Below are 19065 nucleotides of genomic sequence, written 5' to 3' on the forward strand. Positions count from 1 at the left end.
GCTCATCAGGTTGGCGTGTTCCGCCGTGCTGGTAGGGGCGCATTATAGGGAGCCGAGCCGCGATGACAATAGTTTTTTGAAGAAAATCACGAAAATTTCAAATTATTCAATTAGAAACAGCTTATTCAGTGTATATATACAAGGTTATCCACAATCCAGCTGTTTCACTCCCCTTTTAGCGTCATTTATATCGCCGCCAGAGCCTTTGGGAGTGCCATACTGGAGCCGATAACCTCTTCCGAGTGGACCATGGTAGCGCCAATCAGGAAAGCTGGTTACCATGGAGGTGAATACAGTGTTGCACCTTTTTTGCTTTCATTTACAAAAGGTCTTTTAAGATGAATTTATCCAAGTTTCCCGTCTATATGCAGGCCGCAATCCTTGCTCTGGTATTGGCAGTGATTGGCTACCTGGTTGCCCAGGCCCTGCAATTCTCTTTGAAAGCGGAAGTCATTTTTGCAGCAGGTCTGGCGATTGGCGGTTTTGTGGTACCGCTGCTCCTGAAAAGAACCCCGGCTAATGCAGCCGAAGCGATCGCCAATCAGGAGACTTGCACCTTATATGTAGGCAACCTGCCATATCGCGCCAACGAGATTGCCGTGCGCGAATTGTTTGCCGAACAGGGCCAGGTAATTTCCGTACGTCTGATGAAGGACAAGGCAACCGGCAAGCGCAGAGGATTTGGTTTCGTCGAGATGCCTGCTGCCGATGCCGCCAAAGCGATTGCCGCATTGAATGACAAAGAGTATCAGCAGCGCACCCTCAAGGTACGCGAAGCGAACGACAAGCGAGACAAAGAGGAGAAGGAGGGTGGTGAAGTCGAGGCTTGATCCCCCGTCAAAACCCCACCTCTTCCAGTGATGACAGCCCCCATGCTTGCAAGGGGGCTGTCAGTTTTTGGGCCTCCCCATCCAGCCGGGTGCAGTAAGCCCTGGCAATCACCTCTTCTATATGTACATGCGGCACGGTGGCATGCCCGCCATTGCTCAGCAACCAGGCCACCCGTTTGGCAACTGCACTGCCGGAGTCGATCAGCTGGCATTGCGGCATCAGTTGCCCAATCTCTTCATTGAGTAGCGGGAAGTGGGTGCAACCGAGCACCAGCGTATCCGGCTTCTCTTCCCCCTCCAGCCAGTCAGCCAGCACTTCACGCAGCAGCGCCATGTTGACCGGCAGGCCCGCAAGCTTGTGCTCCGCTTCTATTACCAGCTCGGTGGTGCCCTTGAGCAGCACCCGCTTGCCGGGGGCAAACTGGGCGATCAGTTCGTGGGTATAGTCGCGGCTGACGGTACCCGGCGTGGCCAGCAGACCGATACAACCGTTGCGAGTCTGCGCGGCGGCGGGCTTGATGGCAGGTACCACCCCCACCACGGGAATATCAAGTGCCTCACGCAGAGCCGGCAGCGCTATGGTGCTGGCCGTGTTGCAGGCAATCACCACCAGATCGATCTGATGACGGGCCACCATGGTAGTAACCAAGCGGGAACAGGCTGCAATAAGAGCGGGCTCGCTCAATTCACCATAGGGGAAGTTGGCATTGTCGAAGCAGTAGAAATAGTTGTGTGCCGGCAGAACGCGACGGATCTCGCGGTAGATGGTCAGGCCACCCATACCGGAGTCAAACACGAGAATATTGGCCACTTGACCTCCCCCTTTGGTGCAAGGCGGCGATCATACTCCCGCCTGCCGCCAATAGAAAAGGCCCTGCCAATGGCAGGGCCTCGGTTTTTCAAAGATGAACCGAATAAAGCATCAGAAGCGATAATCGGCAGTCACTTTGAACTCGGTACCCGGTGAGGCATAACCATAGGCAGGGGCGTAATCACGATCAAACAAGTTATCTATACGCCCCCCTAAGGTAAATTGCTGAGTCACCTCGTAACTGGCGGCCAGGTTTAACAACGTATACGCACCGAGCTCTACCCGTTGGTTTGTCGCCCAGTTATTGTCATAGCGCTTGCCGACATAGAGCAGCTCAGTCGTCAGTGTCGTGGCATCGAATCGGGTATCTGCGATCCAGCTACCCTTATGCTCGGCTCTGCGCAGCAACTGCAAATCCTGATTACCCTTGTCTTTGGCTCTGGTGTAGTCGTAACTCAAACGATGATGCACGGGCCCGGTATCGATACCGATTTCCGTTTCCACCCCTTTGATATCCGCCGTGGTATTTTTGGGATTGCATGTGTAGCTCATGCTGGTCAGGCAATAAATCAGATTATCGATGCGGTTGCGATACAGATTTACAGACCAGTCCCAGGCCGAATAGCGACCTGACAGACCCAGCTCCAGGTTTTTGCTCTCTTCCGGCTTGAGTGTCGGATTCTCAGACCCTGGATAATAGAGCTGGTTGAAGGTGGGCGCTTTGAAGCCAGTACCGTAGCTCAGCCGGACATTATGGCTTTCATCGATATCCAGCCCGCTGGCCGCAGACCAAGTGTTGTGACGGCCATATTGCTGGTTGTCATCGGTACGACCTGACAACTCCCACAGCAGCGCCTGCCAACGGTAGCTCCCCACGGCAAACAGACCGGTATTGTCGCGATCAGGTGCGCTGAAGGTTTTGCCATAGCTGCGGGAGTCTGATTTCATCTCCTCACGCTGCCAATCTGCGCCACCGGTCAGATTCATCCCTTCGATGCCGCTCCAACTGTTAATCCAGGAGAAGCGGGTTAAACCTGTATGAATAGGCTCACCGCTAGCCTCTCCTTTAGCCTCCTGCCAAGTCTTCAGCTTGTTCTCACCGTAACTGGCTTCAAGTCGACTGCTCAGATCCTTACCCTGGAACTTGAGACCACCATCATATTGGAAAGCCTGTACCCGACTCTGGTCCGTGCTGCCATCTGTGTCGGTGAGATTGTCATAGCCCTGAGCATTGAAGTCCGCACTCCAAGCATCATTAAAAGCGTGGTTCAAACCAATTTGGCCATTACGGCTGGCAAAACCATCCCGATCCGGCTGTTTGGTATTGGCTACGACATCAAAACCATCGGTACGCTCGTAGCCGATCAGCATGTTCATATCGGTTTTTTGACCCAATGACTGAACCGTTCTGAGCTCGCCTTGGCCATAACCATTGCTGCCAGCACCGCCCTTCAGGTGTGTCTCGCTGCCATTCTTGGCGGATGTTTTGGTGATGAGGTTGATAACGCCGCCAATGGCATCGGAACCATACACAGCCGCGCGTGGGCCACGGATATACTCGATGCGCTCGATATTGCCGAGCGGGATTTGGCTGAGATCAGGCGTACCTGCCACCATGGCGGCAATCGGACGACCATTCATCAAAACCAGCGAGTGGTTGGAGTTGGTTCCACGGATAAACAGGCTGCTGATGTGACCCCGGCCTCCCAGTGTCGCTATCTGCACACCGGGCAGGGTTTTCAGCAGTTCGGGCAAACTCTGAACCTGACGAGATTCGATCTCGGCACGATCGATCACCACAACGGGCGCCAGCACCGAGCTGACCGGTTGTTCCACGCGGTTGGCCGTAATGACCAGAGTTGGATTGATGGGGATGGTGGTTTGGGCAAACGCCGCCGTCGGCAACAGGGCAGCCGCCAGAAATTTCTTCGACATGAGAGATCCTTAAGTTCGCGTAAGTATCTACTTCGTGGCCGGTTTCTCTCGGCCCGAAATACGAACTCTGGCAGGTCTTCGGGCTCGGGGGCTGATAGCCTACGGCGACGGCTTCCCGCCTGACGGCAGTGCCCTGATGTCGCTTCGTTCCCCCTTACCGCTGCGCGCCAGCTCCGGATTCTCACCGGATTCCCTATTAAGCATGATGCGCCAAAGCGGGAGGATTATAGGCAGAGCCAAGCTGGATGTATAGCCATCCAGATTTCTATTTATTGCCAGCCAGCGCCGCCAGCCGCTGCTGAGCCCCCTCCATCACCGCCTGTACCCCGGGATGAGAGAGATGGCGCCCTGCCGACACCAGATAGTAAGAGAGGGTGACGTCGGTGAGGGTCGCAATCCGCTCCACTCCGTAGAGACGGGCAATCTCGTCGGCCATCGCCAGCGGCGCCGGGAAAATCCCCATCCCCGCCTTGCCGAACGACTTCATCAGGGTGGAGTCATCAAACTGCCCCACCAGATGGGGATGAATGCCCTGCTGGCGATACCACTCCAGCAGCCGATCGTGGGTGGCCGACTTCTCTCCGGGGATCAGCAACGGCAGCCCCTCCAGCGAGGCGGGAAAGCCGTCCCGCGCCCGCGCCGCCAGCTCCGGGCTGGCAAACAGCGCCAGCGGGCTACGCCCCAGCTCGTGGTTATAGCCACGCACGCCGCTGTCGGGAGGGAGCGGGCGATCAATCAGCACCATATCCAGCTTGTGACGGGCCAGCTCGCTGAACAACTGCTCGGCCCGCTCCTCGTGACACACCAGCCGCAGCGGCGTCGCCAGCGCCATGGCGGGAGCCAGCAGCTCGAACGCCAGGGTACGGGGTACCGAATCGGCGATCCCCACCTGCATGGTCAGCTCCTGACTGGCGTGGCGCAGGGTGTGCTCCAGCTCGGCGCCGAGCGAGAAAATCGCCCCCGCCTGCTCCTGCGCCTGCCGTCCCGCAGCAGTCAGCACCAGACGTCGCCCCACCCGGTTGAACAGCGCTACCCCGAGGGACTGCTCCAGCTCGGCGACCTGACCGCTGATGGTCTGCGGCGTGAGATGCAGCTGTTCGGCGGCCTGCGTCACGCTGCCGCAGCGCGCCACATGCCAGAAGTAGTAGAGCTGTTTGTAGTTGAGCATGCCGTTCCTTATCAGTTTTTACCGAACAACCATCAGCGAGAATCTGATTTTATCGAAACATTGCGGGCTCTAGCATGCAACCATTATCTGAACTGCCCTGCGAGCCATCATGCTGGACGTCGTTGTTCTCTTCTTTCTGTTTGGTCTGCTGGCCGGTCTGGTACGCTCCGAGCTCAAGCTGCCGCCCGCCCTCTACGACACTCTCTCCCTCTTTTTGCTGCTGGCCATCGGCCTCAAGGGCGGCGTCGGTCTGGCCCAGCAATCCCTGCAGCCTCTGCTGCCGCAACTGGCGCTGGTGATCCTGCTCGGCGTGGTGCAGACCCTGCTCGGCTTTGCCGTGCTGCGCCTCAAGATGAACCGGGTGGATGCCGCCGCCACTGCCGCCCACTACGGCTCGGTCAGCGTCGCCACCTTTGCGGTCGGGGTGAACTGGCTCACCGAGCGGGGCATCAGCTTTGAATCCCAGCTCTCCATCTTCCTCGCGGTGATGGAGATCCCGGCCATTCTGGTGGGCATAGTGCTCGCCCGCGGCATCAGTCGCGAGACCCGCTGGCGCATGCTGGCGCACGAGACCTTCCTCGGCAAAGGGGTAACCCTGCTGCTGGGCGGCATGGCCATCGGCTATCTGGCCGGGCCGGACGGGATTGCCCCACTCAAACCGCTGTTTGTCGACCTGTTCAAAGGGGCGCTGGCGCTGTTCCTGCTGGAGATGGGCCTCATCGTCGCTCGCCAGTGTCAGGATCTGCGCCGCCATGGCCTGTTCCTGCTCGGCTTCGCCCTGTTGATGCCGCTCGCCTCAGCGGGACTGGGATTGGCTGCTGGCCAGCTGATGGGGCTCTCCCTCGGCGGCCTGACCCTGCTGGCCACCCTGGCGGCGAGCGCCTCCTATATTGCCGTGCCGGCCACCATGCGCATCGCCGTGCCTCAGGCCAACCCGGGGCTGTCTCTCAGCGCCGTGCTGGGGGTCACCTTCCCGTTCAACATCATGCTGGGGATCCCGCTCTACCACAGCTGGGCCCGCCACTTCACGGAGTAGCCACATGCAGACCGAGACCCGCACCCTGCTGACCATCATCACGGAAGCCAATCTGGAACCGACCCTGCTGCGCACCCTCACCCGCGAGGGGCTGCGCGGCTACACCATCACAGATGCCCGCGGCCGGGGGGATCATGGCGAGCGCAACGCCAGCTGGAGCGAGAGCGGCAACATCCGGCTGGAGGCGATCTGCAGCCGGGAGCAGGCGGAGCGGCTGCTGGCCCACCTGCAGAGTCGCTACTACCCCGATTACGCCATGATCGCCTTTCTGCAACCGGTCGAAATCGTGCGACCCGAGAAATTCTGAGCCGGCTTGCCGGCTCTTTTTGCTCACCAAAAGCAAACGTTTAACAGCAAGGATTCAGAGAAAATGAACACCCCTCCCCTGATCGGCCTGGTAATGGGCTCCGACTCCGACTGGCCAGTGCTGCAGGCTGCCGCCCGCATCCTCAAGGAGCACGGCGTGCCCTACGAGGCGCAGGTGGTCTCGGCCCATCGCACCCCGGATCTGCTGTTCGAGTATGCTGCCACTGCCCGCGAGCGCGGCCTGCGCGCCATCATCGCCGGAGCCGGTGGCGCCGCTCACCTGCCGGGTATGGTCGCCGCCAAGACCACGCTGCCGGTGCTGGGGGTGCCCATTCCCTCCCGCCATCTCAAGGGGATGGACTCTCTGCTCTCCATCGTGCAGATGCCCAAAGGGGTACCGGTCGCCACCTTCGCCATCGGCGAGGCGGGGGCTGCCAACGCCGCACTGTTTGCGGTCTCTCTGCTCTCCGTTGCACAAGACGGCGACGCCCCCCGCTACCGGCAACAACTCGACGACTTCCGCACCCACGAGCGAGATCGGGTGCTGGCACTGCAACTGGAGGAGCCGACATGATCCTGCCACCCGCCACCCTCGGCATGCTGGGGGGCGGCCAGCTCGGCCGCTACTTCGTGATGGCCGCCCACCGCCTCGGCTACAAGGTGGTGGTGCTGGATCCCGACCCGGCCAGCATCGCCGGTGCCGCAGCCGATCACCATATTGTCGCCCCCTATGACGACCAGACCGCCCTGCACGAGCTGGCCAGCCACTGCGAGGCCATCAGCTGCGAGTTCGAGAACGTGCCCGCCGCCACCCTCGCGCTGCTCGAAAAACAAAAGCCGGTACGCCCGGCCGCCAGCGCGGTGCGTATCTGTCAGGATCGCCGCGAGGAGAAAGCCTTTCTGCGCAGAGCCAACATCCCGGTCGCCCCCTATCTGGCGCTACTGCCGGAAGAGCCTATCCCCGCACAGGCCAGCGAACTCTTGCCCGCCATTCTCAAGACGGCCCGCGAGGGGTACGACGGCAAGGGGCAGTGGCAGGTCAGTAATCTGGATGAGCTGGCGACGGCACTGACAGCCAGTGGCGTGCCCTGCGTGCTGGAAAAACGGCTGACGCTGGAGGGGGAGTTTGCCCTGACCCTGGCCCGCAGCCCGAGCGGCGCCATCAGCGCCCTGCCGCTGGCGCAGAACTGGCACAGCGGCGGCATTCTCGATCAGACCCGCTCCCCGGCCAATATGCCGGCGCTGGAGCGCGAGGCCAAAGGGATCGCCGAGCACATCATCGCCGCCCTCGATTACGTCGGGGTGCTGACGGTGGAGTTCTTTCTGGTGGAAGGCCGACTGCTGGTCAACGAGCTGGCGCCCCGTCCCCACAACTCGGGCCACCCCAGCCTCGACAACGCTGCATGCAGCCAGTTCGAGTTGCAGGTGCGGGCCCTGTGCGATCTGCCGCTGCCAGAGCAGATCGCCGTGCGTCCCGCCCTGTTAATCAACCTGCTGGGGGATCTCTGGCAAAACGGCCCCCCCGACTGGGCAGCTCTGCTGGCGCTGCCCGGCCTGCATCTGCACCTCTACGGCAAGGGCGAACCCCGCCCCGGCCGCAAGATGGGCCATATCACGGTGACCGGTGACGACTGGCCAATGGTGGAGAAGACCTGCTGTCAGGCCCGCCAGCTGCTGGGGCTAGCGCCACGCTGATCGAGCATCGGAAATGCAAAGACCCGGGCATGGCCCGGGTCTCTGTTTTTGCTTGCTGTGGCAGGGAGCCTTGTCAGGCCCGTTCGGTAGTCAGCGCCACGGGAGCCGGCAGACGGATGGTGAGGGAGAGCACCAGCGCCACCACCAGCAACACCAGGATCAGGTGAAAGGTCGCCATAAAGCCGCCAAACAGGGAGGCCACGATGGAGCCGATGATGCTGCCCAGACCAAAGCCCAGATAGATGACGCCGTAGTTCTTGGTCAGGTTGTTGAGACCGAAGAAATCGCTCACCAGCGAGGGGTAGACGGTGATGGTGCCGCCGAAGCTGAACGCCACGCAGGCAACCGCCACGAAGAAGAGGTTGGCGTTGAGCGGCACGAACAGCAGCAGCGCCATGCCAGCCAGGGTAATCAGCTGGGCGATGGTGATGACCCGGATGCGGGACATCTTGTCGGAGAGGATACCCAACACCAGACGGCCACCCAGGTTGGCCATGGCAATGATGGCGACGGCATTGGCGGCGACTACGGCAGGCAGGCCCACCATCTTCTCGCCGATATCCTTGGCCACGCCGATAACGTAGAGGCCGCTCATGCAGGCGGTGAGGAACATCAGCGCCAGCATCCAGTATTGCGGCTTGCGCATCGCCTCGGCCAGAGTGAAGTCACGGCTCTCGCTCTGCTGCACGGAGGCGGCCTGCTTGGGCGCATCCTTCATCAGCATGCCGCCCACCAGCACCATGGACATCGCAATCAAGCCCCACAGCTGGAAGGTGGTCTCAAGGCCGGAGCTGGAGAGCAGCAGCAGGTTGATGTATTTGAAACCGAGACTGCCGAGGCCATAGGCACCGATGGAACAGGCGGAGATCAGCCCCTTGCGCTCTGGGAACCACTTCACGCAGTTGGAGAGGGTCATCAGGTAGCCGGTGCCATCGGCAAAACCGACCAGAATGCCGGCGCAGAGGTAGAGCATCGCCAGATTGCTGGCGTGAGCGGTGAGGAAGAAGCCGATGCCGAGCAGCACGCCGGCGCCCAGGGTCACGTTGCGCACCCCGAATCGCTCCTGCAGCTTGCCCGCCATGGAGGAGGCGACCGCCAGCGAGAGGCTGAGCAGGCCGAAGGCGAAAGCGACCTGACTCACCGGCTCGTCCAGCTTGTCGGAGAGCTGGGCGTTGAACAGGCTCCAGGTATAAACGGAACCCAGTGCGAACTGGGTGATGATGGTACCGATCAGTGTCAGGTACCGGGTGCGATTCATCTCTTTGGTCATGATGCGTCTCGGTCGATGGCCTTAAGGAAATTGAGGCCACTATAGGCAAGACGCAGCTCGCGCCGATCGATTAAGGCATGAAATGCAGATCGGCGGGAATGAATGACAATCAGAGCCGCATCAGCTGACGGAACGCCTTGATGTTGCTGCGACTGACCGGCACCTCGAACGGCAGATCATGGAGCCGGATGAGATAGGTGCTGTTAAACCAGGGGACGATTTCACGGATCTTGTTGATGTTGACGCAGTAGGAGCGGTGGCAACGGAAGAACCCCTCGGCAGGCAGCCGGCTGACAAACTCGCTGATGGTCATGGTCATCACGTAGCGGTCATCGCGGGTGTAGACATAGGTGAGCTTCTCGTCGGCTTCCGCGTAATAGATCTGCTCGCAGGGGGTGACGATGATGCGCTCCCCCTTCACCAGATTGACGGTGCGATTCTGCGCTGCCCCCGGCTCGCTCCCCTGCCCCGCCTGCGACTTGCCTGCCTGCTCCAGCTTTTGCAGCAGGCTGATGAGGCGCGGCTCGTTGTAGGGTTTGAGGATGTAATCGAACGCCTCCAGCTCGAACGCCTCCACCGCAAACTCCTTGTAGGCGGTGACGAAAACGATGTGGGGCGGGTGACTCGACTTGTGCAGGTTCTTGGCCAGCAGCAGGCCGTCGATGGAGGGGATCTGGATATCCAGAAACACCACGTCCACCTCGTGATCCTGCAGGTATTTGAATGCCTCCAGCCCATCCTCAAAGCTCGCCACTATCTCGATCTGGCTGTGCTGATTCACCAGATAGATGAGCTCCTCGCGAGCCAGATACTCGTCTTCCACAATGATCGCTTTCAGCATGACAACACCTCTCGCGGCACACACTTATCCTCAACCATGATGGCTCTCAGCATGGCATCGACTCCTGATCCGGCAGATAGAAACTCACTTCGGTACCCGGTTCCAGCCGTTTGAGGTGCAGGCCGTCGCCATAGAGCAGCTTGACCCGCTGATGCACGTTCATCAGGCCGATGCTGCGGCTCTCCACCCGCCCGGCAGCCACCCCGTCGATCACCTCCTGACTGATGCCGTAGCCGGTGTCCCGCACCGCTACCCGGATGCCGCCCGCCAGCTGCTTCACCTCGATGGTGACCCGACCCGGCGCACTGCGGGGCTGGATGCCGTGCAGGATGGCGTTTTCCACCAGCGGCTGCAACAACAGGCTCGGCACCTCGATATGCACGTCATCCACATCGAACACCACCTCCAGCTTGTCGCCAAAGCGGGCCTGCTCGATGGCCACGTAGTCGCGTACCTGCTGCAACTCCTCCTTGATGTCGATGAGGGTGTCACCCTTGTTGAGGTTGTAGCGCAGGTAATCAGCCAGATTGGCGATCAGCTGGCGTGCCTGCTGGGGCCGGATGCGGATCAGCGACGAGATGGCGTTGAGGGCATTGAACAGGAAGTGCGGGTTGATCTTGCTCTGCAGCGCGGTGAACTCCGCCTTGCGGGTCATCTCTTTCAACTGCTCGATGCGCGACACCTCCATCTGGGTGGAGATGAGCTGGGAGAGGCCGACCGCCATCTCCCGCAGCGAACTGGTGATGCTGTGGGTGCGGCGGTAGTAGATCTTGAGGGTGCCGCTGACGGCGCCGTTCTCCCGCAGCGGAATAATGATGACCGAGTGGAAGTCGGCCAGATGGTACTGGCGCAGATCGTTGTTGATGATGATCTGGTCGAGCAGCACCGCCTGCTGGGTCATGCCGCTGATGGCGTGGTGCTCCTCCAGCTCGTAGTAATCCTTGCCCACCCCGACATAGGCCAGCACGTCACGGGTGTCGGTGATGGCCACCGCGTCGGCACTGATCTCGCTGCGAATGATGGCGCAGACCTGGCTCAGAGAGTGGCGGTCGATGTTCTGGAAGAAGGGCAGCGTCTTGTTGGCGATATCCAGCGCCAGCTTGGCCTGCTTGGCGGCAATCAGCTCCTTCTCGTCATCCAGATCCTGCACCAGCTTGATGATGAGACCGATGCAGAGCGCCCCGGCGATCATCGGATAGGCAATATGGCTGACGATCTCGACGCCCACCTCGTGCGGCTCGGTCAGCAGCCAGATCAGCAACATGGTGAGCCCTTCACAGAGCATTCCCGCCAGAATGCCGTAGAGCCAGAGCCGTGACTTGCGGCAGCGCAGGTGCAGCCAGGTGGCGAGCAGGCCGGCGATGATGCTGGCAATCAGGCACGGGATCGAGGTGTGGCCATCCATGTCGATGAGATAGCGGTGCAGACCGGAGATAACCCCGGCCGGAATGCCGACCCAGGGGCCGAACAGAATGCCGCCAGAGATGATGGCGATGATCCGCACGTTGACCAGCGCCCCCTCCACCGGAATGCCGGTGTAGGTACTGAACACCGCAAACAGACAGAAGATGGTGGCAACCAGCACCCGCTCTGCCGGGGTGTGATCCTGTTTCTGGAACAGTCGCTGGAACGGCCGGGTGCGGGTCAGGAAGAAGAGGGTCATCAGCATCAGCGCCGCCCGTTCGAACACCGCCAGCAGCATCATCTGATTTTCAAGCATCCAGACCCCCTCGTTGTCACTCGTTCAACCCGCAATCATCACCAAAAACCGGGGCCGGATAAACCAGCCCCAGCGACATCAACAATATTGGCCGGCCACCCAGCCGGAGGACCAGGCCCACTGGAAGTTGTAGCCACCTAGCCAGCCGGTCACATCCACCACTTCGCCGATGAAGTAGAGGCCGGGCACCTTGCGCGCCTCCATGGTCTTGGAGGAGAGCTCGTTGGTATCGACGCCGCCCAGGGTCACTTCGGCGGTGCGATACCCCTCGGTGCCGTTGGGCAGGATCTGCCAGTCACCCAGCAGGTTGGCGATCGCCTCAAGTTCCCGTTCGTTGTACTGGCGCATCGGCTTGCTGACCAGCTGACCCAACTCTACCAGCTTGTCGACGAAGCGCTTGGGCAGCTCGCGCCCCAGCACGGTTTTCAGCTCCTGCGCCGGATGCGCCAGCGCCCATTCGCGCAGGGCAGCCGGAATATCCAGCTCAGGCAGCAGGTTGATGTGGATCTTCTCGCCGGCGTGCCAGTAGGAGGAGATCTGCAGGATGACGGGGCCGGAGAGGCCGCGATGGGTGAACAGCATCGCCTCCTTGAAGCGGGTGCCATCCTCGGCGGTCACCGCGACCGGCAGGCTGATGCCCGCCAGATCGGCGAAGGCCTCTTTCTCTGCCTGATGGAGGGTAAAGGGCACCAGACCGGCGCGGGTCGGAATGACCTTGAGGCCAAACTGCTCCGCCAGCTTGAAGCCATAAGGGGTCGCCCCCAGCTTGGGCATGGAGAGGCCGCCGGTGGCGATGACCAGCGAGTGACAACCGATCTCACCTTTGCTGGTCGTCAGCACGAAGCCCTCATCCTGCTTGCTGACGGTGAGGATCTCGGTCTGGAACTGCAGGGTCACCCCGGCCCAGTCGCACTCGGTAAGCAGCGCATCGACGATCTCCTTGGCGCTCTCGAGACAGAACAGCTGCCCCAGGGTGCGCTCGTGATAGTTGACCCCGTGGCGATCCACCAGATCGATGAAATCCTGCTGGGTGTAGCGAGCCAGTGCCGACTTGCTGAAGTGGGGATTCTCCGACAGGTAGGCGTGAGCGCCAGCCTGATGGTTGGTGAAGTTGCAGCGACCACCGCCACTGATGAGGATCTTGCGGCCCGGTTTCTTGGCATTGTCGAGCACCAGCACCGAGCGACCCCGATAGCCCGCCTGCGCCGCACACATCAATCCGGCCGCACCGGCCCCGATCACCACCACATCGACCTGCTTCATCATCACTCACTTATCCAAATAGAAACGGCACCTGGCCAGAACCGAGATTGCCTCTGGCGGAACACAACCATAGTGGCTGCCCACCAGAATAAACAACGGCCCTTAAAAGGGCCGTTATTGTACTGGCTGAACACTAAGTGTCCACGACTATCAGGCGTTGCTGTCCATGATGCTGGCCGGGGCGCCTTTGGCCAGTTCGGCCAGCTCCTTGTCGATGAAGTAGAGGCCTTTGCCATCTTCACCCACCAGACCGAGACGGTCGACGATGCTCTTGAACAGCTTCTCCTCTTCATGCTGCTCGGCCACATACCACTGCAGGAAGTTGAAGGTGGAGTAGTCCTGAGTAGTGAAGGCTACGTGGGCCAGACCATTGATGCACTTGGTGATGTGGTACTCGTGCTCCAGGGTGGTACGGAACACGTCGCCCAGCGACTTGAACTCGTGGGGAGGGGCATCGATGGCACCCAGCTTGGGCATGGCACCGGTCTCGCTCACATAGGTGAACAGACGCTCCATATGCTGGCGCTCCTCGACGGCGTGCTGGCGCAGGAAGGTGGCAGCCCCCTCGAAACCCTTGTCTTCACACCAGGCGCTCATCTGCAGATAGAGATTGGAGGAGTAGAACTCCAGGTTAATCTGCTCGTTCAACTTCTCGATCATGGCTTTGGCCAACATCTTGTTTCTCCTCAGTGATTTGGTATCGATTGTCGCCACACTCCGGCCATGAATCAACCCGCCAGAGAGAGGGGGATCCCGTTCCTGCCAACTCAGGGTGTCAGCTCGCCAAGGGAGGCGACATCCACCGGTGCACCGTAATCGACGCCCGGCAACTCGAAGCCGTTGAGCTGCATGAAATCCTGCCGCAGCCCGGCAAAATCCCCCAGCCCGTGGAAGTTGTCCGGCGTCACCTTGGGCCAGAGCGCCGAAACGGCAGCCTGAATGGCCGGATCGAGCTCATGGTCATCCATCCGGATCAGCCGGTTGCCATCAGCCACCACCCCATTGAGCCCGTACATCTTGGTGGCGAACAACCGCTGCATCTGCTCGATACAACCTTCGTGTACACCGCGCTCCTTCATCACCCCCATCAGCAGGCCGAGATAAACCGGAAGCACCGGAATATAGGCGCTCGCCTTGGTCACCAGCGCCTTGCAAACCGATACCCAGGCGTGACCGCCAATCTCGGCCAGCTGCAGGTTGATGGTCTCGGCGGTAGCGTGCAGATGCTCCTTGGCATAACCGATGGTGCCATCCCGATAGAGGGGATAGGTGGATTCGGGGCCGATGTAGGAGTAGGCGACGGTCTGCGCGCCGGGAGCCAGACAATCGGCCTGCTGCAACGCCTGCATCCAGAGCTGCCAATCCTCGCCGCCCATCACGGTGACGGTATCGCGGATCTCCTCCGGGGTGGCGGGCGCCAGTGACTGCTGCACCAGCGTATCGCGCTCCAGATCCAGCCCCCAGCCGCTGAACGGCTGGCCTGTAGTCTTGAGCACAGAGCGCACCTGCGTGCCATCGGGCAGCACCCGGATGCCGCTCGCGAGCGAATAGATCACCAGATCCACCTGCCCCAGCTGCTGGCGGATGGTGTCGATGGCCTGCTGGCGCATGCCGTCAGAGAAGGCATCACCGATCAGGTTGATGGCGATACGCCCCTCCTGCTCTGCCTCCTTGCGAAACCAGATGTTGTTGTACCAGCCGGCACTGCCCAGCCCCTTGTCGGAGGGGCCACGCTCGAACGAGATGCCAATGGTGTCGGCACCGGCACCGAAGGCGAGCGCAATGCGCGACGCCAGCCCGAAACCGGAGGAGGCCCCCAGCACCAGCACCCGCTTGGGCCCGTTGAACGGGCCGGCGGCCTTGATGCGTTCGATCTGCTGCTGCACGGCGGCGCGGCAGCCGATGGGGTGACAGTTGCGAGCTACACAGCCCTGGATCTGCGGATGAATGATCATGAGAAGGCCTCCAAAGAAACTGGCTACAGCATAACCAAGTCGCGGGAGATTAACTTGATGCCGGATCTCTATCAGCAAGAAAACGGCAAGAAAAGCAGCAGGAAATGAGGCAGAAAAACAAAAGGGAGCACGTGGCTCCCCAAAGCGGTATTCAGATGCTTTTTGTTGTTTTGTGTTCATTGCGAAGCACGGGCACATCCTATGCCTCTCACCGGCTGCGGGCAATAGAGTGGGTGTGACCTGGCTCAAACTCCTGTTTAATTTACGAGCAAAAAGTGATTATTAATTGAGTCAATTGCAACCACCTGCTGGAAATTAAACTCGTTCAAATCCCTAAACTGTGCCCAAGGCACCATTTTAGTTTCAGCAGAGATTGGTATAGTGAGTGAAGGATCGGTAAGGAGACATCCCATGAGTGGTACAACCTATTACAAGCATATTCTGGCCGCGATCGACCTGTCGGAAGATAACCGCAAGGTGATCGACAAGGCGGTGGACAGAGCCCGTTCCAACGGCGCCAAGCTGTCGGTTATCCATGTCGATGTGGACCTCAAGGATCTCTACACCGAGATGATCGATATCGACATCGACAACGTGCAGGATCAGGTGATCGCCGAAGCGAAAGAGAAGCTGGAGGCCTTCCTCGCCTCGGTGGACTACCCCATCGAGAAGAAGCTGGTAATCTGCGGCGATCTGAGCGAACGAGTCAATCAGGCGGTCAAGGAGTACGAGATCGATCTGCTGGTGTGCGGCCATCGCCAGAGCTTCTGGAGCCTGCTCACCTCGAGCGCCCGTCAGCTGATGAATACCGTGCCCTGCGATCTGCTGGTCGTTCCCTTGCAGAAGTGATCAAACAGGCGTAGTGTGATTTGCCATGAATATGACCTCATTCAATCACAACTACTGGTGGTGCTGCTCTTAAACAGGCGGCACCGCGTTTCTATTGTAAATTTTCCAAAGAAAACACCGTGACCGCCGAGAGGCGGTCAACTGTTTTTATCCCTTTGTCGCCTCCCGGCTCACCCAACTGGAGAGAGTGACATGCACAACCCCGTTATCCTGACTGGCGATCGTCCCACCGGCAAACTGCACATCGGCCACTATGTCGGCTCCCTGCGCCAGCGCGTCGAAGCCCAGCACCACTACCGTCAATTCGTGATGATCGCCGATCTGCAGGCGCTGACCGACAACGGCCACAACCCGACCAAGGTGACCGACAACGTACTGGAGGTAATGGCCGACTATCTGGCAGTCGGCCTCGACCCGGCCAAGACCACCTTCTGTCTGCAGAGCGCCCTGCCCGCCCTCGCCGAGCTCACCTGCTACTACCTCAATCTGGTCAGCGTCGCCCGGCTGGAACGCAACCCCACCGTCAAGGCGGAGATCCAGCAAAAAGGGTTCGAACGCACGCTGCCGGCCGGTTTTCTGGTCTATCCGGTGAGTCAGGCCGCCGACATCACCGCCTTTCGCGCCAGCCACGTGTCGGTTGGGGAAGATCAGCTGCCGATGCTGGAGCAGACCAACGAGATCGTCCGCCGCTTCAACTCTCTGGTAGGCAAAGAGGTGCTGACCGAATGCCAACCGATCCTGAGCGACACCGGCCGCCTGCCCGGCATCGACGGCAAGGCCAAGATGTCCAAATCCCTCGGCAACACCATAGAGCTCGGCATGTCGGCGGAAGAGGTCAAACAGGCGGTGTTCGCCATGTATACCGACCCCAACCACCTCAAGGTGAGCGATCCGGGTCAGGTGGAGGGGAATACTGTGTTCGCCTATCTCGATGCCTTCCATCCGGACAAGGAGCTGGTTGCCGAGATGAAGGCGCACTACCGGCGCGGTGGACTGGGCGATATGCGCTGCAAACAGGTACTGAACGACTGCCTGCAGACCCTGCTCGCCCCGATGCGGGAGCGCCGGGCCGCGGCCATTGCCGACAAGAAGATGCTGCTGGAACTGCTCTATCAGGGCACCGAGCAGGCCCGCATCATCACCGATGAGGTCTTGGCTGAGGTGAAAAGCGCCATGGGACTCGACTACTTCGCCAGCATCCGCTGAGTCGGCGTACCGAGGGCATCGGCGCCGTAGAGGTCGTACACCAGCTGGTGCAGCAGGCTCTTGAACCAGCTGATCGCCTCGTCATGGGCGGTCAGCGGGTGGCCCGCCATCAAATAGACGATGGGGATCTCCGGATCCAGCTGATGCATCCGCAGCGGGTAGTAGCGGCAGAAGTGGCGCCCGATCATCTCGGGCACCACCACCAGATAGCGGCCGGTCGCCATCAGCGGCGGCACCGCCATAAAGCTCGGTAACCTGACCCCCAACTCCCGCTCCACCCCGAAGCGGGCCAGCCAGAGCTCCACCATCGCCTGGCTGTGGCCCCAGCTGGAGGTGTGGATATGGGGGCGGCTGACCAGCTCGACCGGAGTCAACAGATCGGGCAGCTCGCTGCCAAGGGGCGACAGGCAGACCAGCGGATTGCTGAACCACTCCTCGCGCCAGAGACGGGGCGAGAGGTGGTTGGCACCGGCAAAACCGATCACCAGATCCAGCTCACCCTTCTCCAGCTCCCGCTCGTAGTCGCTGTCGGCCAGCTCGCACACCTCCAGCCGGCAGTGGGGCGCTGCGCGGAACAAGCGATCCACCAGCAGTGGCACCAGCCCGTGCTCTACCGAACCCGGGGTGGCGATGCGGAAGATCCGCCGCGCACTGGCGGGTTCGAATCCCTTGGCCTGCCGCAACCCCTGCTCCAGCATCGCCAGCGCCTGCCGCACCGGCCCGGCCAACGCCTTGGCCCGCTCGGTCGGCATCATCTCCCGTCGGCTCATCACGAAGAGAGGGTCATCCAGCGCGATCCGCAACCGACCCAGCGCATGGCTGACGGTGGATTGGGATAAATGCAGCCGTTCGGCGGCGCGGGTGACGTTGCGCTCCTGCATCAGCATGTCGAATACCGCCAGCAGGTTGAGGTCGAGGCGAGAGAGAGAGCTATCCATCGATATTAGCCATAGTTGAATGCCGACAATTCATTTTTACCATAGTAACAGATTACCTAGAATGCGCAGGCTTAATACATCGGAGATTAAAATGCGTAGCTATCTGTTATTGCTGGCCATCGGCCTGCTGTGGGGTTCCCAGTTCATTTTCATGCACCAGGCCGTTGCCGAGCTGCCCCCCATTCTGGTGGCTGCGGGTCGTGCCCTGTGCGGCAGCCTGACCCTGGGTCTGCTCTGCCTGTTCATGCGTCTCAAGAGTGAAAACACCCCGTGGCGTACCTACATGCTGATCGCCCTGCTGGATGCCACCATCCCCTTCATCATGGTCGCCTGGGGCCAACAATATGTGGATAGCGCCATCGCTGCCGTGGTCATGGGTTGTATCCCGTTTGTGACCATTCTGGCTGCACCGCTGTTTATTTCTGGTGAAAGAATCACCAAAACCGGCCTGCTTTCCGTGATCATCGGCTTTGCCGGTGTGCTCACCCTGTTCTGGCCGAAACTCTCCCAGGGCATGAACGCCGGTCTGCTCGGTGCCATGGCCATCCTGCTGGGCGCCAGCTGCTTCGCCATCGGTCTGCTGATGATCAAGCGCTTCGCCAAGGACCATCCCGTCGTGGTCGCCCGCAATATCCTGATCTCCTCGGCAACCCAGTTGCTGCTGGTCGCCCCCTTCATGGTTGACCTGAGCAGCCTGACCCTGCCGAGCAGCCAGGCCCTGAGCGCCATTACCGTGCTGGGTACCCTCTGTACCGGTCTGGTCTACTTCCTCTACATGGCGCTGATCCAGAAGGCCGGCCCGACGTTCGCCTCCTTCAGCAACTATCTGGTGCCGCTGTTCGGCGTGATGCTGGGCGCCCTGTTCCTCGGCGAGCAGATCCACCCCACCACCGGCGTGGCACTGGCCCTGATCCTCGGCTCGGTCGCCATGAACCAGTGGGCCCAGCAGCGTCGTGTACAACGTGAGGCAACCCTATGTCAGGCATCTTGACCACCCTGTGCGGCGGTCTGGTCCTGATTGCCGGCTGGCAGTATCGCCAGCGACTGGCGGGCATGCTGGGGCTGTTGATGGTACTGCTGCCCTGGTTCTTCGATAGCAAGCTGCAAGCCATGCTGAGCTATGCCCTGAGTGCCTGAATCGCTTTTCTGAGTGTGTGAAGAGAGTTCATCTCTCCTGTTTTTTGGGACTGTTTTAAAAAACCTCCGATTTGTCCCCCGCTACCGGCGCTCTGCGCCGGTTTT

The 19065-nt window shown here is 60.4% G+C and carries 19 protein-coding genes and 1 riboswitch; of the genes, 9 read left to right on the forward strand and 10 right to left on the reverse strand.

The window, feature by feature from the left end; translation table 11 throughout:
- Nucleotides 1-338: 338 nt before the first annotated feature.
- Complete coding sequence (locus AAHA39_RS17365; protein WP_320656763.1) at nt 339-830, forward strand: RNA recognition motif domain-containing protein; 492 nt, start codon at nt 339-341, stop codon at nt 828-830.
- A 7-nt stretch (nt 831-837) separates the two neighbouring features.
- Here the strand turns inward: AAHA39_RS17365 and murI are convergent, their stop codons facing one another.
- The 3 genes from murI to nhaR all read right to left on the reverse strand — a co-directional run bounded on the left by murI (nt 838) and on the right by nhaR (nt 4744).
- Nucleotides 838-1641, reverse strand: a complete 804-nt coding sequence (gene murI / locus AAHA39_RS17370) for a glutamate racemase (protein ID WP_320656762.1) — start codon at nt 1639-1641, stop codon at nt 838-840.
- A 111-nt stretch (nt 1642-1752) separates the two neighbouring features.
- Nucleotides 1753-3576 carry a TonB-dependent receptor domain-containing protein gene (locus AAHA39_RS17375; protein ID WP_320656761.1) on the reverse strand — a complete coding sequence of 608 codons (1824 nt, stop codon included), beginning with the start codon at nt 3574-3576 and terminating at the stop codon, nt 1753-1755.
- Nucleotides 3577-3628: 52 nt separating this feature from the next.
- Nucleotides 3629-3806: riboswitch (cobalamin riboswitch) on the reverse strand.
- 35 nt (nt 3807-3841) lie between these two features.
- The gene (gene nhaR / locus AAHA39_RS17380) at nt 3842-4744 is read right to left on the reverse strand and encodes a transcriptional activator NhaR (RefSeq protein WP_320656760.1); all 903 of its coding nucleotides are present in this window, start codon (nt 4742-4744) and stop codon (nt 3842-3844) included.
- 109 nt (nt 4745-4853) lie between these two features.
- Here nhaR and AAHA39_RS17385 point away from each other — a divergent pair, with 109 nt between their 5' ends.
- From AAHA39_RS17385 to AAHA39_RS17400, 4 genes are all read left to right on the forward strand, one after another.
- The gene (locus AAHA39_RS17385; protein WP_005342109.1) at nt 4854-5780 is read left to right on the forward strand and encodes a sodium-dependent bicarbonate transport family permease; all 927 of its coding nucleotides are present in this window, start codon (nt 4854-4856) and stop codon (nt 5778-5780) included.
- Nucleotides 5781-5784: 4 nt separating this feature from the next.
- Entirely contained in the window at nt 5785-6087 is a 303-nt protein-coding gene (locus AAHA39_RS17390) for a P-II family nitrogen regulator (RefSeq protein WP_033138869.1), read from the forward strand.
- A 63-nt stretch (nt 6088-6150) separates the two neighbouring features.
- Nucleotides 6151-6660, forward strand: a complete 510-nt coding sequence (gene purE, locus AAHA39_RS17395; RefSeq protein ID WP_139394789.1) for a 5-(carboxyamino)imidazole ribonucleotide mutase — start codon at nt 6151-6153, stop codon at nt 6658-6660.
- Complete coding sequence (locus AAHA39_RS17400; RefSeq protein ID WP_320656759.1) at nt 6657-7781, forward strand: 5-(carboxyamino)imidazole ribonucleotide synthase; 1125 nt, start codon at nt 6657-6659, stop codon at nt 7779-7781. Before purE ends, AAHA39_RS17400 begins: the two co-directional genes overlap by 4 nt.
- Before the next feature lie 73 nt (nt 7782-7854).
- On the opposite strand, the gene AAHA39_RS17405 is transcribed toward AAHA39_RS17400, so the two are convergent.
- The 6 genes from AAHA39_RS17405 to fabV form a co-directional block, all read right to left on the reverse strand.
- On the reverse strand, nt 7855-9051 hold the full coding sequence (locus AAHA39_RS17405; protein WP_019446255.1) for an L-lactate MFS transporter: 1197 nt from the start codon (nt 9049-9051) through the stop codon (nt 7855-7857).
- Nucleotides 9052-9160: 109 nt separating this feature from the next.
- Nucleotides 9161-9892 carry a LytR/AlgR family response regulator transcription factor gene (locus tag AAHA39_RS17410; RefSeq protein WP_033115292.1) on the reverse strand — a complete coding sequence of 244 codons (732 nt, stop codon included), beginning with the start codon at nt 9890-9892 and terminating at the stop codon, nt 9161-9163.
- Nucleotides 9893-9938: 46 nt separating this feature from the next.
- Complete coding sequence (locus tag AAHA39_RS17415; RefSeq protein ID WP_033115291.1) at nt 9939-11612, reverse strand: sensor histidine kinase; 1674 nt, start codon at nt 11610-11612, stop codon at nt 9939-9941.
- A 78-nt stretch (nt 11613-11690) separates the two neighbouring features.
- The gene (locus AAHA39_RS17420; protein ID WP_198038038.1) at nt 11691-12875 is read right to left on the reverse strand and encodes an NAD(P)/FAD-dependent oxidoreductase; all 1185 of its coding nucleotides are present in this window, start codon (nt 12873-12875) and stop codon (nt 11691-11693) included.
- Between the two features lie 150 nt (nt 12876-13025).
- A complete protein-coding gene (gene ftnA, locus AAHA39_RS17425) occupies nt 13026-13550 on the reverse strand; it encodes a non-heme ferritin (RefSeq protein WP_041210835.1) in 525 nt (174 codons plus the stop codon).
- Between the two features lie 92 nt (nt 13551-13642).
- Entirely contained in the window at nt 13643-14830 is a 1188-nt protein-coding gene (gene fabV / locus AAHA39_RS17430; protein ID WP_320656758.1) for an enoyl-ACP reductase FabV, read from the reverse strand.
- A gap of 411 nt (nt 14831-15241) precedes the next feature.
- Between fabV and AAHA39_RS17435 the strand changes: the two genes are divergently transcribed.
- Nucleotides 15242-15679 (forward strand): universal stress protein, encoded by a 438-nt coding sequence (locus AAHA39_RS17435; protein ID WP_005339229.1) that lies wholly within the window; start codon nt 15242-15244, stop codon nt 15677-15679.
- A 192-nt stretch (nt 15680-15871) separates the two neighbouring features.
- Nucleotides 15872-16885 carry a tryptophan--tRNA ligase gene (gene trpS / locus AAHA39_RS17440; protein WP_320656757.1) on the forward strand — a complete coding sequence of 338 codons (1014 nt, stop codon included), beginning with the start codon at nt 15872-15874 and terminating at the stop codon, nt 16883-16885.
- Here the strand turns inward: trpS and AAHA39_RS17445 are convergent.
- Entirely contained in the window at nt 16864-17823 is a 960-nt protein-coding gene (locus AAHA39_RS17445; RefSeq protein WP_033115285.1) for a LysR family transcriptional regulator, read from the reverse strand. The two genes, trpS and AAHA39_RS17445, sit on opposite strands and share 22 nt — an antisense overlap.
- 91 nt (nt 17824-17914) lie before the next feature.
- Between AAHA39_RS17445 and AAHA39_RS17450 the strand changes: the two genes are divergently transcribed.
- Together AAHA39_RS17450 and AAHA39_RS17455 are read left to right on the forward strand one after the other, a co-directional pair.
- The gene (locus AAHA39_RS17450; protein ID WP_041210832.1) at nt 17915-18814 is read left to right on the forward strand and encodes a DMT family transporter; all 900 of its coding nucleotides are present in this window, start codon (nt 17915-17917) and stop codon (nt 18812-18814) included.
- Nucleotides 18799-18960, forward strand: coding sequence for a hypothetical protein (locus AAHA39_RS17455; RefSeq protein ID WP_104016764.1), 162 nt, complete (start codon nt 18799-18801; stop codon nt 18958-18960). The genes AAHA39_RS17450 and AAHA39_RS17455 overlap by 16 nt, the downstream gene beginning before the upstream one ends.
- Nucleotides 18961-19065 lie beyond the last annotated feature (105 nt).

The sequence above is a fragment of the Aeromonas sp. SE22 genome (assembly GCF_038739755.1).
Taxonomy (GTDB): domain Bacteria; phylum Pseudomonadota; class Gammaproteobacteria; order Enterobacterales; family Aeromonadaceae; genus Aeromonas; species Aeromonas jandaei.

What these genes read in the sequence shown, in the direction of transcription:
- AAHA39_RS17365 (WP_320656763.1), top strand. Translation starts at nt 339, where the DNA reads ATGAATTTATCCAAGTTTCCCGTCTATATGCAGGCCGCAATCCTTGCT.
- AAHA39_RS17375 (WP_320656761.1), bottom strand. Translation starts at nt 3,576, where the DNA reads ATGTCGAAGAAATTTCTGGCGGCTGCCCTGTTGCCGACGGCGGCGTTT.
- nhaR (WP_320656760.1), bottom strand. Translation starts at nt 4,744, where the DNA reads ATGCTCAACTACAAACAGCTCTACTACTTCTGGCATGTGGCGCGCTGC.
- AAHA39_RS17385 (WP_005342109.1), top strand. Translation starts at nt 4,854, where the DNA reads ATGCTGGACGTCGTTGTTCTCTTCTTTCTGTTTGGTCTGCTGGCCGGT.
- AAHA39_RS17390 (WP_033138869.1), top strand. Translation starts at nt 5,785, where the DNA reads ATGCAGACCGAGACCCGCACCCTGCTGACCATCATCACGGAAGCCAAT.
- purE (WP_139394789.1), top strand. Translation starts at nt 6,151, where the DNA reads ATGAACACCCCTCCCCTGATCGGCCTGGTAATGGGCTCCGACTCCGAC.
- AAHA39_RS17400 (WP_320656759.1), top strand. Translation starts at nt 6,657, where the DNA reads ATGATCCTGCCACCCGCCACCCTCGGCATGCTGGGGGGCGGCCAGCTC.
- AAHA39_RS17405 (WP_019446255.1), bottom strand. Translation starts at nt 9,051, where the DNA reads ATGACCAAAGAGATGAATCGCACCCGGTACCTGACACTGATCGGTACC.
- AAHA39_RS17410 (WP_033115292.1), bottom strand. Translation starts at nt 9,892, where the DNA reads ATGCTGAAAGCGATCATTGTGGAAGACGAGTATCTGGCTCGCGAGGAG.
- AAHA39_RS17415 (WP_033115291.1), bottom strand. Translation starts at nt 11,612, where the DNA reads ATGCTTGAAAATCAGATGATGCTGCTGGCGGTGTTCGAACGGGCGGCG.
- AAHA39_RS17420 (WP_198038038.1), bottom strand. Translation starts at nt 12,875, where the DNA reads ATGAAGCAGGTCGATGTGGTGGTGATCGGGGCCGGTGCGGCCGGATTG.
- ftnA (WP_041210835.1), bottom strand. Translation starts at nt 13,550, where the DNA reads ATGTTGGCCAAAGCCATGATCGAGAAGTTGAACGAGCAGATTAACCTG.
- fabV (WP_320656758.1), bottom strand. Translation starts at nt 14,830, where the DNA reads ATGATCATTCATCCGCAGATCCAGGGCTGTGTAGCTCGCAACTGTCAC.
- AAHA39_RS17435 (WP_005339229.1), top strand. Translation starts at nt 15,242, where the DNA reads ATGAGTGGTACAACCTATTACAAGCATATTCTGGCCGCGATCGACCTG.
- trpS (WP_320656757.1), top strand. Translation starts at nt 15,872, where the DNA reads ATGCACAACCCCGTTATCCTGACTGGCGATCGTCCCACCGGCAAACTG.
- AAHA39_RS17445 (WP_033115285.1), bottom strand. Translation starts at nt 17,823, where the DNA reads ATGGATAGCTCTCTCTCTCGCCTCGACCTCAACCTGCTGGCGGTATTC.
- AAHA39_RS17450 (WP_041210832.1), top strand. Translation starts at nt 17,915, where the DNA reads ATGCGTAGCTATCTGTTATTGCTGGCCATCGGCCTGCTGTGGGGTTCC.
- AAHA39_RS17455 (WP_104016764.1), top strand. Translation starts at nt 18,799, where the DNA reads ATGTCAGGCATCTTGACCACCCTGTGCGGCGGTCTGGTCCTGATTGCC.